Below are 14,287 nucleotides of genomic sequence, written 5' to 3'. Positions count from 1 at the left end.
GGGGCGCTTCCGCGCGTTCAACAGGTCTCTACAAGTCTCTACAGGTCCTTCAGGGCGGCGCGCTGGACCTTGCCGGCCGCGCTCTTCGGCAGGTCCTCCACGAAGACGACCTCCCGGGGCACCTTGAAGTTGGCCAGCCGCTCGCGGCAGTGGGCGATCAGCTCGTCGGCGGTCACGGAACGGCCCGCGCGGACGCGGACGTACGCGCGCGCGACCTCGCCCAGCCGCTCGTCCGGGATGCCGGTGACGCCCGACTCCACCACGGCGTCGTGCCGGAGGAGGACGTTCTCGATCTCGGCCGGGTACACGTTGAAGCCGCCGACCGTGAACATCTCCTTGGACCGGCCGGTGATCGTGAGGTTGCCGTGCTCGTCCAGCCGGCCGCGGTCGCCGGTGACCAGCCAGCCGTCCCTGATGGCCTCGGCGGTGGCGTCCGGGTCATCCAGGTAGCCCCGCATCACGTTGTAGCCGCGCACGTGGATCTCGCCGTCGGTGCCCGCCGGGACCGGCTCGCCCTTGCCGTCCACCACGACGACCTCGACGTTCTCGATGGCGTGGCCCGAGGTGTTCGCGATGATCTCGTCATCGTCGTCCACCGAGCAGACGGTGACCGTGCCGGTCGACTCGGTCAGCCCGTACGCGGTGACGACCTGCGGGAACAGCTCGGCGCGCATCCGCCGCACCAGCGCGATGGGCACGTCGGCGGCGCCGGTGACCGCCAGCCGCAGCGACGACAGGTCGCGCTCGGCGCGGTCCGGCGACTCCAGCAGCGAGGTGTAGATCGTCGGCGGCCCGGGCAGCACGTTGATCCGCTCCGCCTCGATCAGCCGCAGCGTCTCCTCGGGCTGGAACACGTCCTGGAGCACCATCGTGGCGCCCCTGAGCAGGCAGGCCAGCACGCCGGCCTTGTAGCCGAAGGTGTGGAACATCGGGTTGACGATCAGGTAGCGGTCGCCGCGCCGCAGCCCGGTGCGCCCGGCCCACGCCTCGAACGTGCGGAGGTTCTGCTCGTGCGTGGACAGCACGCCCTTGGGGACGCCCGTGCTGCCCGACGTGAACAGGATGTCGGCGATGTCGTCCGGCCGGACCGCGGCCATCCGCGCGGCCACGTCCTCCACGGGGACCTCGGCGCCCCGGCCGGTGAAGGCCTCCCAGGACGTCACCCCCGGCCGCTCACCGCCGTTGAACGTGACCACGGCCTCCAGGTCCGGCAGTTCCGGGACCGTGCCGGTCGCCGGGTCCAGGCCGAGCAGGGCCGGGTAGTCGATGCCGAGGAAGCCGTCCACCACGAACAGCATCCGGGCGCCGGACTTGGCGAGCGGCCGCCGGGCCTCCTCGCCCTTGTAGCGCGTGTTGAGCGGGACCATGGCCACGCCGGCGCTCGCCGCGCCGATGGCGGTCACGATCCAGCGCAGGCCGTTGGGCGCCCAGATCGCGATGCGATCCCCCGGCCGCACCCCGGCGGCGGTGAACGCCGCCACCACCTCGCGCACGCGCTCGCGCAGCTCCGCGTACGTCACCCGGACGGCGCCGTCCACGACCGCCTCCGCGCCCGGGTCGGCGTCGGCGGCGCGGGCCAGCACCCGCGGGATCGTCAGCTCCTGCTCGCTCATAACCGCCCATGGTGGACCGCGCCGCCCCCCGCTGGGTAGACCGTCCCGGTGACCGGTACTCGCCGCCCGGCGGGCCGCGATCCCGCCTAGGGTCGCGGCGCTGGTCGTCGTACCTCGGAGGAGAAGCGTTGAACACGGTGGTGGACCTGAGCGGACGGGCGGTGCTCGTCACCGGCGGCACGAAGGGCATCGGCGCGGTGATCGCGCGGGCGTTCCTGGCGGCGGGCGCCGAGGTCGCGGTGTCCGCCCGGAACGAGCCCGCGGCGCCGCCGGCCGCCGGCGGCCGCGAGGCGCGCTTCCTGGCCGCCGACATCCGGGACGCGACCGCGGCGGCCGAGATGGTGGAGAAGGCGGCCGGGCTGCTGGGCGGCCGGCTGGACGTGCTGGTCAACAACGCCGGCGGCTCCCCCGACGCCGACTCGGCGACCGTCTCGCCGCGGTTCGTGGAACGGATCGTGCAGCTCAACCTGCTGGCGCCGTTCTACGTGGCGCAGCCCGCCAACAAGATCATGCAGGCGCAGGAGACCGGCGGGTCGATCATCAACATCGGCAGCGTGTCGGCCGTCGACCCGCAGCCGGGCACCGCCGCGTACACCGCGGCCAAGGCGGGCCTGCTGGCGTTCACGAAGGCGCTGGCGCTGGAGTGGGCGCCGAAGGTGCGGATCAACCACATCACCACCGGCCTGGTGCTGACCGAGGCGGCCGCGCACAACTACGGCGCGGACGGCGGCGCGGCGACCAGCGCGCTGATCCCGATGGAGCGGATGGCCGACCCGCAGGACGTGGCGAACGCCTGCCTGTACCTGGCCGGGGACCTGTCGTCGTACGTCACGGGCGCGGACCTCGCCGTCCACGGCGGCGGCGAGGTCCCCGCCCGCTACGTCGTCAAGCAGAAGGGCTGAACCGGGCCCGGCCGCCCGAGAGGACCGTCGTGCCGCCCACGGCGGCCTCGAACAGCAGGGCGTCGCCGTCCTTCCAGGCGGCGACGTCGAGCTCGTCGCCGGGGAAGACCGGGGACGCGAACCGGCCGTCCAGCTCCGCCAGGGCGGCCGGGTCGGCGCCCAGCTCGCGGGCCAGCGGCAGCGTGACCGCGGCCAGCGTGCACAGCCCGTGCATGAACGGGCGGGGCATCCCGGCCGCCTTCGCCGCCTCCGGGTCGATGTGCATGTGGTGCCGGTCGCCGAGCAGCCGGTAGAGGGCCGCCTGGTCGGGTGATGTCGGCACCGCGAGCTTGAGATCGGGCGCGCTCTCCGGCCGCTTCCCGGACGACGGGCCGCGGTCGCCGCCGAAGCCGCCGCACCCGGGGGCGAACAGCGACCAGACGGCCTCGAAGTACGCGCACTCGACCGCGACCTCGAAGATCGCGGCACGGCCCTTGTCCCAGACCTCCGACACCCGCGCCGACAGCTCCAGCTCACCGGAGACCGGCAGCGGCTCGCGGACGCGGAGCCGCTGCGAGCCGTGCACGGCGGTCGTGACGTCGAACGCCCCGGCCGAGCCGAGCGCGTCCGGCGCCCACTGCGCCAGCGTCAGCGCGAACGTCGGCAGGACCCGCATCCGCTCCTCGAACACCAGGTCCAGGTCGGTCGCCTTCGCGCCGACCGCAAGCGCGTACAGGATCGCGTCGCGGTCCTCGTACGCGACCGTGCGGGTGCCGAGGTCCCGCCCCTTCCAGTCGCCGGCGCCGCTCATCGGTCGACCCCCAGGATCAGGCCGCTGGTCGGGACGCCGGTGCCGGCGGTGACCAGCACGCTCCCGATCTCGCCGGGCTGGTTCACCGAGGTGCCGCGGACCAGCCGGACGCCCTCGGCGATGCCGTTCATCCCGTGGATGTACGCCTCGCCGAGCTGGCCGCCGTGGGTGTTGAACGGCAGCCGCCCGCCGATCTCCAGATGCCCGTCGGCGATGAAGTCCTTCGCCTCGCCGCGGGCGCAGAAGCCCAGTTCCTCCAGCTGCGGCAGGACGAGCGGGGTGAAGTGGTCGTACAGGATCGCGGCGCCGATGTCGGCCGGGGTGAGGCCGCTCTGCGCGTACAGCTGCCGCCCGACCAGCCCCATCTCCGGGATCCCGCTGATCTCCGGCCGGTAGTAGCTGGTCATCATGTGCTGGTCGTTGCCGGAGCCCTGCGCGGCGCCCCAGATCAGCGCGGGCGGGTGCGGCAGGTCGCGGGCCCGCTCGGCGGACACCACGACGATCGCCTGCCCGCCGTCGCTCTCCTGGCAGCAGTCCAGCAGCCGCAGCGGCTCGGCGATCCAGCGGGACGCCTGGTGCTCCTCCAGGGTGATCGGCCGCTCGTAGAACCACGCCTTCGGGTTGGTCGCCGCGTGCTTGCGGTCCACGACGGCGACGCGGCCGAAGTCCTCGGTCGTGGCCTTGTACTCGTGCAGGTACCGCTGGGCGAACATCCCGACCCACTGCGCGGGCGTCGACAGCCCGTACGGGGTCATCCAGGAGTACGCGGCGCGGTCGGCGCTGACATCCATCGGCCGGTCGGCCTGGCCCAGCCCGTACCGCGTCCCGGAGCGCTCGTTGAACGCCCGGTAGCACACGACCACGTCGGCGATCCCGGTCGCGACGGCCATCGCGGCCTGCTGGACGGTGCCGCAGGCGGCGCCGCCGCCGTGCCCGATCCGGGAGAAGAACTTCAGCTCGCCGATGCCCAGGTTGCGGGCGATGTGGATCTCGGAGCTGGTGTCGGCGGTGAACGTCACCATCCCGTCCACGTCGGACGGTTCGAGCCCGGCGTCGGTGATGGCGGCCAGCACCGCCTCGCAGGCCAGCCGCAGCTCGCTGCGGCCGGACTCCTTGCTGAACTCGGTGGCGCCGATGCCGGCGATGGCCGCCGCGCCCGGGAGCACGCCGCTCACTGATCGCCTCCTTCGGGCCGGGCGTCCGGGAGGACGATGGCCACGGTTCCGGTCACGTGCGGGCCGATCCCGTTGACGCCGCGGATCTCGATCTCGACCCGGCGGGCGGCGTCGTCCTTGGCCGTCACGGTGCCGGTCAGCACCATCGTGTCACCCGGGTAGTTGGGCGCGCCCAGCCTGATCTTGATGCGCTTCACCACGGCGGCGGGCCCGGCCCAGCCGGTGACGTAGCGCTCGACCAGCCCGTTGCTGGTCAGGATGTTCATGAAGACGTCCTTGGAGCCGCGCTCCTGGGCGAGCCCCGGATCGTGGTGGACGTCCTGGTAGTCGCGGCTGGCCAGGGCCGTGGCCACGATGAGGGTACGGGTCAGCGGGATCTCCAGCTCGGGGAGCGCGTCCCCGACCGCCACGTCCTCGTACCGCCGGGTCGCGGGAACGACGGTCACGAGGCCGCCCCTTCCGCGATCCGGTCGCCGAGGCGGGCCAGGTCGGACGAGGCGCCGCCGAGCGTGCCCGAGATCTGCTTGCCCCACAGGAAGAAGCGGTGCACCGGGTAGTCGACGTCCACGCCGATGCCGCCGTGCAGGTGCTGGGCGCGGTGGACGACGTTCAGCCCGCCCTCGCCGGCCCACCACTTGGCGACGAGCACGGCCGAGGAGTCGGCCCGCCCGTCCGCGCCGGCCGACGAGATCGCCTGCCACACGCAGACCCGCATCGCCTCGATCTCGATGTAGCAGTCGGCCAGCTGGTGCAGCACCGCCTGGAACGACCCCAGCGGGCGCCCGAACTGCTCGCGCTCGCGCAGGTACGACGCCGACAGCCCGAGCGCGCCGTCCGCGACGCCCACCTGCACGGCGGCCAGCGCGATCCTGGCCAGGTCGACCGTCCCGGCCGCGGCGCCCTCGCCGGGGACCTCCCGCGCGGGCGCGCCGTCGAGCGTCAGGTTGCCGGCCATGTCGCGGCTGGTCGTCTCGGTGCGCTCCCAGCTCGCGCCGGACGCGCCGGACTCCACCAGGAACAGGCCGGTGCGGCCGTCCTCGCGGCGCGCCGACACCAGCACGTGCCCGGCCCCGGCCGGGGACGGGACGGCGGCCTTGGCGCCGGTCAGCCGCCAGGCGTCGCCGCCGTCGGGCACCGCCGTGGTGCGGGGGTCGGCCGGGTCGTGCGGGCCGAACTCCTCCAGCGCCACGGTGATGCGGCCCGAGCCGTCCACCAGCGCGGGCAGCAGCTCGTCCCGCTGCGCGGCGGTCCCGTACGAGACCAGCGCGAGCGCGCCCACCAGCGTCGGCCACAGCGGAACGGGCGCGACGTGCCGGCCCTGCTCCTCCAGCAGGACGCCCAGCGCCGGGACGCCGAGCCCCGCGCCGCCGGCCTCCTCCGGCAGCGCGACGCCGAGCAGGCCGGCCTGGGCCAGCTCCCGCCACAGCGTCTCGTCGATCCGGTCCGCGCTCGCCTCCACCTCGCGCAGCCGCTCGTGCGCGGTGCGGTCGGTGAAGATCTGCCGCGCCAGGTCGCGGACCGCCTCCAGTTCCTCGCCAAGCGTGAAGTCCATCAGCGCTCCTCCTGAGCGGTGTCCGGCCGGAACACCGGAAGCGTGAGTTCGGGGTCGGCGTCGAGCCAGTCCAGGACGACCGGCATGCCGATCTCGACGTCCGCGGGCTCGATGCCGATCAGGTTGGTGATGAGCCGGGTGCCCTCGGCCAGCTCGACCACCGCGACCACGTGCGGGAAGTCGAACGCCGGGTGGCGCGGGTGGTGGTTCACCACGTACGTGTAGACGTGGCCGCGGCCGCCCGCCTCGACGGCCTCCCACTCGAACGAGCCGCAGTGCGGGCACGCCGGGCCCGGTGGATGCCGGGGCGTCTCGCAGGCCGAGCAGCGCTGGATCACCAGCCGGTGCTCCTTGGCCGCCTCGAACCAGAACGCGTTGTCCGGGTTGATCGCCGGCCGCGGCCGCAGCGCCTTCGGCTGCTCCGGCTCCGCCGCCGCGGCCTCCGCCGGCGGCTTCGGCTTGAAGCGCAGCAGCCGCCAGTGCTGGGTGGCGACGACCTCGCCGTCCTGGTCGCGGTACGTGCGGACCGTCGTGACGAAGCGGCCCAGGCCCAGCCCGGTCTTCTTCTCCGGGGAGATCGACTCGACGACCTCCTGGACGGTGATGTGGTCGCCGGGCACCAGCTCGCGGTGGAACTCGAAGTCGGAGTCCGTCGCCACGACCGAGGTGTAGCCGCCCTCGGCGAGCACGTCGGTCAGCTCGTCGCCGACCGTCCGGCTGCCCTCGTCCGGCCGGACGGACGCCGCGTACCCGCGCATCGTCCACGCCTGCACCATCGACGCGGGCGCGACGACGCCGTCCCGGCCGGTGGCGCGGGCCGCGTCCGCGTCCAGGTACGCCGGGTTGCCGTCCTCCATCGCCTCGACCCAGTGCCGGATCATCGGCACGTTCACCGGGTCCTGGCCGGGGCGCGGGGCGACCAGCTCGCGGCCCTCGAACGCCTTCAGCCTGCTCTCGTACTCCATGTCCTGGTCCATGCCCTGGTCCGATCCGGGCGCCGCCGCGGTCATGAGCGCCTCGATCGGGGCATGCCCAGGCCCTGGGTGGCGACCATGTCGCGCAGCACCTCGTTGACGCCGCCGCCGAAGGTGTTGACGATGCCCTGCCGGGACAGCTGCTCGATCTGCCCGTACAGCGCCGCGCCCGGCGACTCCGGCCGGATCCGCCCGGCCGCGCCGAGGATCCCGGTGAGCGTCCGCTGCACCTCGATGTGGGTCTCGGTCCCGTAGGTCTTGGTCGCGCCCGCCTGCGCGCCGGACAGCTCGCCGGTCGCCTGGACGGTGGCGGTCATCTTCCAGTTCATCAGCCGCATCGCCTCCAGCTTGGCGTGCGTGCGGGCGAGGTCCTGGCGCACCCACGGGAGGTCGATGACGCCGTTCTCGCGGGCCCAGTCCACGACGTCCTCCCACAGCTTGATCATGCGGCCGCCGAGCGCGGCCAGCCCGATCCGCTCGTGGTTGAGCTGGGTGGTGATCAGCCGCCAGCCGCCGTCGACCTCGCCGATCACGTTGCCGGCCGGGACGCGCACGCCGCTGTAGTACGTGGCGGTGACCACCATGCCGCCGACGCACTGGATCGGGCTCCAGGAGAAGCCCTCGGCGTCGGTCGGCACCGTGATGATCGAGATGCCCTTGTGCTTGGGGGCGTCCGGGTCGGTGCGCGCGGCCAGCCAGATGTGGTCGGCGGTGTTGGCGCCGCTGGTGAAGATCTTGCTGCCGTCGATGACGTAGTGGTCGCCGTCGCGGACCGCGCGGGTGCGCAGCGAGGCCAGGTCGGTGCCGGCGTCCGGCTCGGTGTAGCCGATCGCGAAGACGATGTCGCCGGCCAGGATGCCGGGCAGGAACCGCTTCTTCTGCTCCTCGGTCCCGTACCTCATCAGCGTCGGGCCGACGGTGTTCACCGTGACGAACGGGAACGGCAGCCCGGCCCGCTGCACCTCGTCGAAGAAGACGTACTGGTCGGCGATGGACTTGCCCTGGCCGCCGTACTCGACCGGCCAGCCGTAGCCGAGCCAGCCGTCCTTGCCGAGCATCTTCACGATCTCGCGGAAGTGGTCGCCGCCGACGCCCTCCTCGCCGGCGCGGCGGCGGACGTCGGGCGGCAGCAGTTCGGCGAAGTAGGCCCGAAGTTCCGCGCGCAACTCCTGATGCGCCGCGGACTCTCGCAGATCCATGGGGACCCTTTCTCTGTTCAGCGGGGCGGGAGGGTCACGGCAGGAAGCGAAGGCGGCCGTTGGCCGCGAACTCCTCGCGCAGCGCCGCCTTGTCCTCCTCGGTCATCAGGGTGTACGCGGGGGCGCCCCGGCCCGCCCACCGGTACACGGGGTCGTCGCACCGCCAGCCTTCGAGCTGCAGCTGCTTCTTGCTGAGCTTGCCGGACCCGGTCGTCGGGAGGCCGTGCGAGACGCGGACGAAGCGCGGCGCGCCCTTGGTGCCGAGGTCCGCCTGCTCCGCCAGGAACGCGGGCAGGCCGAGGTCGTCGAAGCCGACCCCCTCGGGGATCTCCATGGCGGCCATCACCTGGTCGCCCGAGCGCGGGTCCGGGACGCCGAACGCGACCGCGTCCAGGACCTTGCCGTGCCGGCGCAGGACCTCCTGGGTGAGCAGCGCGGAGATGTTCTCCGAGTCGACCCGGATCCAGTCGCCGGACCGGCCCGCGAAGTACAGGAAGCCGGCCTCGTCGAGGTAGCCGAGGTCGCCCGTCCAGTACCAGCCGTGCCGGACGCGCTCGGCGTTCGCCTCGGGGTTCTTGTAGTAGCCCTCGAACTTGGCCGCCCCGTTCACGTCGACGATCTCGCCGATCGCCTGCTCGGGGTTGGCGACCCGGCCGTGCTCGTCCAGGACGGCGGGCGCGCAGGTCTCCCGGGTCTCCGGGTTGACGATCCGCACCCCGTCGTGGGCGGGCACGCCGAACGCGCTGGGCGGGGTGTCCTTCGACAGCCTGATCATGCCGGCGCCCTCGCTGGAGCCGTACCCCTCGACCAGCGGGCAGCCGAAGCGGCGCAGGAACTCCTTCTTGTCGCCCGGCGACGCCTCCGTCCCGAAGGCGTGCGTGAGCGTGTTGTCGCCCTCGCCCGGCTTCTCCGGCTGGGCCAGCACGTACGCGATCGCCTTGCCCACGTAGGTGAAGAACGTCGCGCCGTAGAAGCGGACGTCGTCCATGAAGCCGGACGCCGAGAACTTGGGCGTCAGGCAGATCGTCGCGCCCAGCGACATCATCGGCGCCCACAGCGCCATCAGCGCGTTCCCGTGGAACAGCGGCATCGGGCAGTACGCGACGTCCTCGCGCGAGTGGCCGTACTTGGCGCTGTTGTTGCGGGCCAGCTCCGCCAGCCGCCCCTGCGAGCAGCGCGCCGCCTTGGACGCGCCGGTCGTCCCGGAGGTGAACAGCAGGAGCAGCTGCGTCTCCGGCGTGATCTCCGGGTCGCGCTCCGGGACCCGCTCGGGGGCGAGTTCGTGGCGGCCGACCAGCCCGGGGTACGACCCGTCGTCGATCAGCAGGAAGCGGTCGCGCGGGACGCCGATGTCCAGGCCGTCCAGCAGCTTCGCCCCGGCCTCGTCGGTGATCAGCAGCTGGAGGTCGGTGTGCCGGACCTCCTGCTCCAGGTACGACCCGCGCCGGGTGGAGTTGATCCCCACGATCGTCGCGCCGCACAGCGCCGCCGCGCCCAGCCACAGGACGTACTCCGGCACGTTGTCCAGCAGCACCCCGATGTGGAACGGCCCGTCCCGCCGCAGCTCGCGCGCCAGGTCGGCGCGCGCGGCGCTCTCCCGGACGACCTCGTCCCAGGTCCAGGTCCGCTCGCGGTCGCGCAGCCCCGGATGGTCGTCGCCGACCCTCGCGAGCAGCAGATCCGCGATCGTCTCGTCGCGCACTCTCGCCCTCCCCCTCTGCTTCCCGGCCTCTCGTCAGGACTGCTGCGGAACGAGCACGAACCCCTCGTCCCTGGCGGCCCCGACGGCGCGATCGCGCGGCGCCACCGTCCCGGGCGTCGCTGGAGCGGACGCATCGGGGGCGTTTCGGGTACGGGTCGACTCGGTCACGTATGGGGTCCTTCCGTTGACACACCCGAACGGGTGGCGGCCTCGACGCTAAATCAGCGGGATGGCCGGAATGCCGGCCATCCCGCTGATCGGGAGTTTCACGGGCTGACAGCCCCCGGCGGGGCTACGCCTTGCCCTCCAGGGCGGCGGTCAGCTGGTCGGCCTGCTGCTGGGACTCCACCAGCTGCCGCAGCAGCCACAGGCGCAGCACGCGGGCCAGCGCGGCCGCCAGGTAGAGCGCGGCGCCCATCACGGTGACGGCCGCCCACGCGGTGGCCATCACCTGGAACGAGCCGACGTTGCGCAGGTCGTCCTGCGCGAGGGAGTTGTTGTAGCAGACGAACGCGCCCACCACACCGGTGATCATGAGCAGGACGCCCACGATGCGCAGCGCGCCGTCGTGCCTGCCCTGGTCGGTCTTCAGCTTCTGCCGTGCCACGTCGTCCTTGAACTGCGTGCGCCGTTCCTCGGTGAGCATCCCGTCAACCTCCTAGATAGTCGCTGGACAGCCGGTCCTCGATCGCGTCCGGGTCGCCGGCCGCCACCACGCGGCCGTGCAGCATCAGCGCGGCGGTGTCGGCGATCGGCAGCACCGCCCGGGCGAACTGCTCGGCGACCAGCACCGACAGGCCGCCCGCCACGAGTTCGGCGACCGTCTCGTACATCCGGCTGACGATCATCGGCGCCAGCCCCATGGACAGCTCGTCGAGCAGCAGCACCGCCGGGTCGGTGCCGAGCGCCCGCGCCAGCGCGAGCATCTGCTGCTCGCCGCCGGACATCGAGCCGGCGAGCTGGGTGCGCCGCTCGCCCAGGACCGGGAAGCGCGCGTACGCCTTCTCCTCCAGGTCCTCCAGCCGCGCACCGGTGCCGGTGGCGGCCCACAGGTTCTCCCGTACGGTCAGGTTCGGGAAGATCCCGCGGCCCTCGGGGATGGAGCACACGCCCAGCCGGGCGGCCTCCTGCGCCGAGACGCCGTTCATCTTGCGGCCCGCGTACCGCAGCTCCCCGCCGGTCGCGGGGTGCAGGCCGGCGCAGACCCTCATCGTGGTGGACTTGCCGCCGCCGTTGGGGCCGAGCAGCGCCAGCAGCGAGCCCGGCCGGAGGGCGAGGTCCACGCCGTGCAGCACCTCGATGGCGCCGTACCCGGCCCGGATCCCGGCCAGTTCCAGCAGGGGCTCCTGTTCCGTCAGCGCGTCGCTCATACCGCCTCCTCCGTGCCGATGTAGGCGGCGATGACCTCCGGGGAGTCCTTGACCTCCTGGGGGGTGCCGGAGGCGATCAGGGCTCCGTAGTCGAGGACGTGGATCGTCGCGCAGAGCCTCATCACCAGCGGCAGGTCGTGCTCGACCAGGCAGATCGCCAGGCCCTCCGCCGCCAGGCCGGTGAGCATCTCCGCGAACGCCTCGGTCTCGGCCTCGGTCTGGCCGGAGGCGGGCTCGTCCAGCAGCAGCAGGCGCGGCGAGGTCATCAGCGCGCGGGCCACCTCGACGACGCGGGCGCGGCCGATCGGGATGTCCGACACGTCGCGGCCGGCGATGTCGGACAGCCCGGTCCGTTCGAGGATCTCGTCGGTCCTGGCGTCGAGGTCGAAGCGCTTGCGGGTGGTCGTCTTCAGGATGTCGCCGGCCACCCGGACGTTGTCGCGCACGGACAGCGACAGGAACAGCTCCAGCCGCTGGAACGTGCGCGCCATGCCCTTCCGGGCGCGCTTGGCCGGGGACAGCCTGGTGATGTCCGCCCCGTCCAGCAGCACCCGCCCGGAGTCGGGCTTCTGCAGGCCGGTGATCGTGTTGAACATCGTGGTCTTGCCGGCCCCGTTCGGGCCGATCAGGCCGGTGATCCGCCCCTCGGCCATGGTGAGGCTCACGTCGTTCACGGCGGTGTTGCCGCCGAAGCGGACGACGATCCCCCGCGTCTCGAGAATGGGCTTCTCGTGATCGCGCTTCTCAGGCGTTGACACTGGCCTCCCCCTTCTCCATCGGGATCGGCGCGGGCCGCCGGAGCGGCCGGTGCGTGACGGGCAGGCCGAGCTCGCGGTCGAGGCGGGCGCGCAGCTCGTCGGTGTACGGCTCGTCCACGCCCACCAGCGCGAGCGGCGTCTCCCGGCGGCGGCCCTCCTCCAGGACCATCTTCCCGACGACGGGCAGCAGCATGATCACGCAGAGGGCGGCGATCGCGAACGTCCAGACGCCGATCACGTCCGCCAGCGCCAGCGCGTACAGCAGCACGCCGAAGGCGGCGCCGCCGTACAGGACGGGCCTGGCCGCGCGCAGCCCGCGGTAGGACTCGACGATGTCGTGGACGAAGCCGCTGGGGTTCTTCCCGACGCCCATCCCGACCAGCGCGGTCGCGACCAGCACGAGGTTGCCGAGCGCGGTGTAGATCGAGGCCATCCCCTCGTTGTCCAGCGCCAGATCGGTGAACGTGCCGACCAGCACGGTCGCGCCGACGCCGATCATCAGGCCGCCGATCAGGGCGCCGCTGATGTAGCCGATGCCGGCGACCACGGTCATCATCACCAGGCCGAGGCTGGCGGTGATGATGAAGGTCTCCTGGGCGACCGAGCCGGTGGCCGACGACATCAGCACGCCGCCCAGCCCGGCGATCGCCGCGGAGATCATGAACACGCTGAGCTTCAGCCGGACCAGGTTCTGGCCGAGCATCGCCGAGGCGGCCGGGCTGTCCTTCATGGCGGCCAGCCGGCGCCCGTACCCGCTGTTGCGCAGCGCCGCGATGCCGATGGCCAGCACCGCGAACAGCACGGTCGCCGTCATGAGGGCCGTGGTGCCGTTCCGCAGGTCGAGCGGGCCGATCTTCAGCGGCGGCACGACCAGCGCGCCGTCCGGGAAGATCGTGAACTTCGTTCCGAACAGCTCGTGCTCGGTGGTGTCGCGCAGCACCATGTTCGACAGGAAGACGCCGAACGCCATGGTCGCCAGCGCCAGGTAGAGCCCGCGCAGGCGCAGCGCCGGGAGCGCCACCAGCCCGCCGACCAGGGCGGTGAACGCGACCGCGAGCAGCACGCCCTGGACGTTCAGCCGCGCGTCCAGGCCGGTGCCCTGGATGCCGAAGTGGAACGCCACGATCGTGGCGATCGCGCCGAACGACAGCGGGGCCAGGTTCAGCTCGCCCGCGTACCCGGTGAGGACGGTGAGCGAGAGCGCGATGATCGCGAAGGTCATGCCGAGGGCCAGCGTGGTGACGCCGGTGTCCTCCAGCAGCAGGCTGTAGAGGAACACGACGCCGACCAGCACCGCGCCCCAGACCGCCGCCGACCGTACGGTCGGGGCCCGGTAGCGCTCGCGGGTCCGGATCGCGGCCCCGCGCAGCCGGTCCTGCGGCAGCACCACCAGCACCACGAACAGGATGATCATGGGCAGCGAGACCCGCAGGTTGCCGGTCAGCGTGCCCGCGGAGGGCAGGTAGGCCAGCACGTACGTGGCGGCCAGGCCCAGCACCATCGCGCCGACGAACGTGCGGGGGATGCTGCGCAGCCGCCCGAACATCGCCGCCGCGAAGGCGTCGATCACCAGCAGCGTCAGCGCGTTGGCCTCCAGCGCGCCGCCGCTGATCGGGACCACCAGCACGCCGGCGACCACCGCGAGGGTGGAGCCGAGCGCCCAGGACAGCATGGCCGCCCGCTCGGGGTCGTGGCCGTTCAGCCGGAGCAGGTCGGGGTCGTCCACGGAGCCGCGCATCACCACGCCCATCCGGCTGCGGGTGAACAGCACCCGCAGCCCGATGGCGATGGCCACGGCGGCGACCAGGCAGACGATCTCGTGGTACCGGATCACGACCCCGGCCACGGTCAGCTTGGCGTCCGCGCCGAAGAACATGTCGACGGTGCGGGTCTCGTCGGGGTTCCAGGCCCAGTGCGCCAGGTAGACCGCGCCGAGCATCACCGCGACGGTCACGATGATCTTCGTGACGTCGGCGGTGTCGCGCAGCCCCTTCATGATCACCGCGTGCAGCGCCGCGCCCATGGCCGGTCCCACCAGGCCGATCACCACGACGGCGGCGAGCCATACCGGCCAGCCCCAGCCCTTGGTGAACTGCCAGAAAAGGAACGTTCCGAACATGGCCTGCGCGCCGTGCGCGAAGTTGAAGATGCCCGAGGTGTTGTAGGTCAGGACCAGCCCGGACGCCGCGATGGAGTACACCGCGCCCAGGACGAGCCCGAGGATCGTGTACGTCAGGAATGTCGTCATATCG

At 72.6% G+C, this 14,287-nt stretch carries 14 protein-coding genes; 1 reads left to right on the top strand and 13 read right to left on the bottom strand.

Translation table 11 applies throughout. The features are described from left to right. Positions 1-38 precede the first annotated feature (38 nt). The gene (locus AB0881_RS00445; protein ID WP_366613022.1) at positions 39-1,613 is read right to left on the bottom strand and encodes a FadD3 family acyl-CoA ligase; all 1,575 of its coding nucleotides are present in this window, start codon (positions 1,611-1,613) and stop codon (positions 39-41) included. A gap of 137 nt (positions 1,614-1,750) precedes the next feature. Here AB0881_RS00445 and AB0881_RS00440 point away from each other — a divergent pair, with 137 nt between their 5' ends. After that, on the top strand, positions 1,751-2,515 hold the full coding sequence (locus tag AB0881_RS00440) for an SDR family oxidoreductase (RefSeq protein WP_366613420.1): 765 nt from the start codon (positions 1,751-1,753) through the stop codon (positions 2,513-2,515). Here the strand turns inward: AB0881_RS00440 and AB0881_RS00435 are convergent. The 12 genes from AB0881_RS00435 to AB0881_RS00380 form a co-directional block, all read right to left on the bottom strand. After that, the gene (locus tag AB0881_RS00435; protein WP_366613020.1) at positions 2,499-3,305 is read right to left on the bottom strand and encodes a MaoC/PaaZ C-terminal domain-containing protein; all 807 of its coding nucleotides are present in this window, start codon (positions 3,303-3,305) and stop codon (positions 2,499-2,501) included. The genes AB0881_RS00440 and AB0881_RS00435 overlap by 17 nt on opposite strands. Further along, positions 3,302-4,480, bottom strand: a complete 1,179-nt coding sequence (locus AB0881_RS00430) for a lipid-transfer protein (protein WP_366613018.1) — start codon at positions 4,478-4,480, stop codon at positions 3,302-3,304. The genes AB0881_RS00435 and AB0881_RS00430 overlap by 4 nt, the downstream gene beginning before the upstream one ends. After that, the gene (locus AB0881_RS00425) at positions 4,477-4,926 is read right to left on the bottom strand and encodes a MaoC family dehydratase (RefSeq protein WP_366613016.1); all 450 of its coding nucleotides are present in this window, start codon (positions 4,924-4,926) and stop codon (positions 4,477-4,479) included. The genes AB0881_RS00430 and AB0881_RS00425 overlap by 4 nt, the downstream gene beginning before the upstream one ends. Then, positions 4,923-6,032 carry an acyl-CoA dehydrogenase family protein gene (locus tag AB0881_RS00420; protein ID WP_366613014.1) on the bottom strand — a complete coding sequence of 370 codons (1,110 nt, stop codon included), beginning with the start codon at positions 6,030-6,032 and terminating at the stop codon, positions 4,923-4,925. The genes AB0881_RS00425 and AB0881_RS00420 overlap by 4 nt, the downstream gene beginning before the upstream one ends. Next, positions 6,032-7,042, bottom strand: coding sequence for a bifunctional MaoC family dehydratase N-terminal/OB-fold nucleic acid binding domain-containing protein (locus AB0881_RS00415; protein WP_366613012.1), 1,011 nt, complete (start codon positions 7,040-7,042; stop codon positions 6,032-6,034). The genes AB0881_RS00420 and AB0881_RS00415 overlap by 1 nt, the downstream gene beginning before the upstream one ends. Continuing rightward, positions 7,039-8,205, bottom strand: a complete 1,167-nt coding sequence (locus AB0881_RS00410; protein WP_366613010.1) for an acyl-CoA dehydrogenase family protein — start codon at positions 8,203-8,205, stop codon at positions 7,039-7,041. Before AB0881_RS00410 ends, AB0881_RS00415 begins: the two co-directional genes overlap by 4 nt. 34 nt (positions 8,206-8,239) lie before the next feature. Next, positions 8,240-9,907, bottom strand: coding sequence for an AMP-binding protein (locus AB0881_RS00405; protein ID WP_366613008.1), 1,668 nt, complete (start codon positions 9,905-9,907; stop codon positions 8,240-8,242). A 33-nt stretch (positions 9,908-9,940) separates the two neighbouring features. Continuing rightward, complete coding sequence (locus AB0881_RS00400) at positions 9,941-10,075, bottom strand: hypothetical protein (RefSeq protein WP_366613006.1); 135 nt, start codon at positions 10,073-10,075, stop codon at positions 9,941-9,943. A 124-nt stretch (positions 10,076-10,199) separates the two neighbouring features. Next, complete coding sequence (locus AB0881_RS00395; RefSeq protein ID WP_366613004.1) at positions 10,200-10,553, bottom strand: hypothetical protein; 354 nt, start codon at positions 10,551-10,553, stop codon at positions 10,200-10,202. A gap of 4 nt (positions 10,554-10,557) precedes the next feature. Next, complete coding sequence (locus tag AB0881_RS00390; RefSeq protein WP_366613002.1) at positions 10,558-11,277, bottom strand: ABC transporter ATP-binding protein; 720 nt, start codon at positions 11,275-11,277, stop codon at positions 10,558-10,560. Continuing rightward, positions 11,274-12,035 carry an ABC transporter ATP-binding protein gene (locus AB0881_RS00385; RefSeq protein ID WP_366613000.1) on the bottom strand — a complete coding sequence of 254 codons (762 nt, stop codon included), beginning with the start codon at positions 12,033-12,035 and terminating at the stop codon, positions 11,274-11,276. Before AB0881_RS00385 ends, AB0881_RS00390 begins: the two co-directional genes overlap by 4 nt. Beyond that, complete coding sequence (locus tag AB0881_RS00380; protein WP_366612998.1) at positions 12,022-14,283, bottom strand: ABC transporter permease; 2,262 nt, start codon at positions 14,281-14,283, stop codon at positions 12,022-12,024. The genes AB0881_RS00385 and AB0881_RS00380 overlap by 14 nt, the downstream gene beginning before the upstream one ends. Positions 14,284-14,287 lie beyond the last annotated feature (4 nt).

The organism is Spirillospora sp. NPDC029432, assembly GCF_040703975.1.
In the GTDB taxonomy this organism is placed as follows: domain Bacteria; phylum Actinomycetota; class Actinomycetes; order Streptosporangiales; family Streptosporangiaceae; genus Spirillospora.
This window is presented reverse-complemented; position numbering and strand designations above follow the sequence as displayed.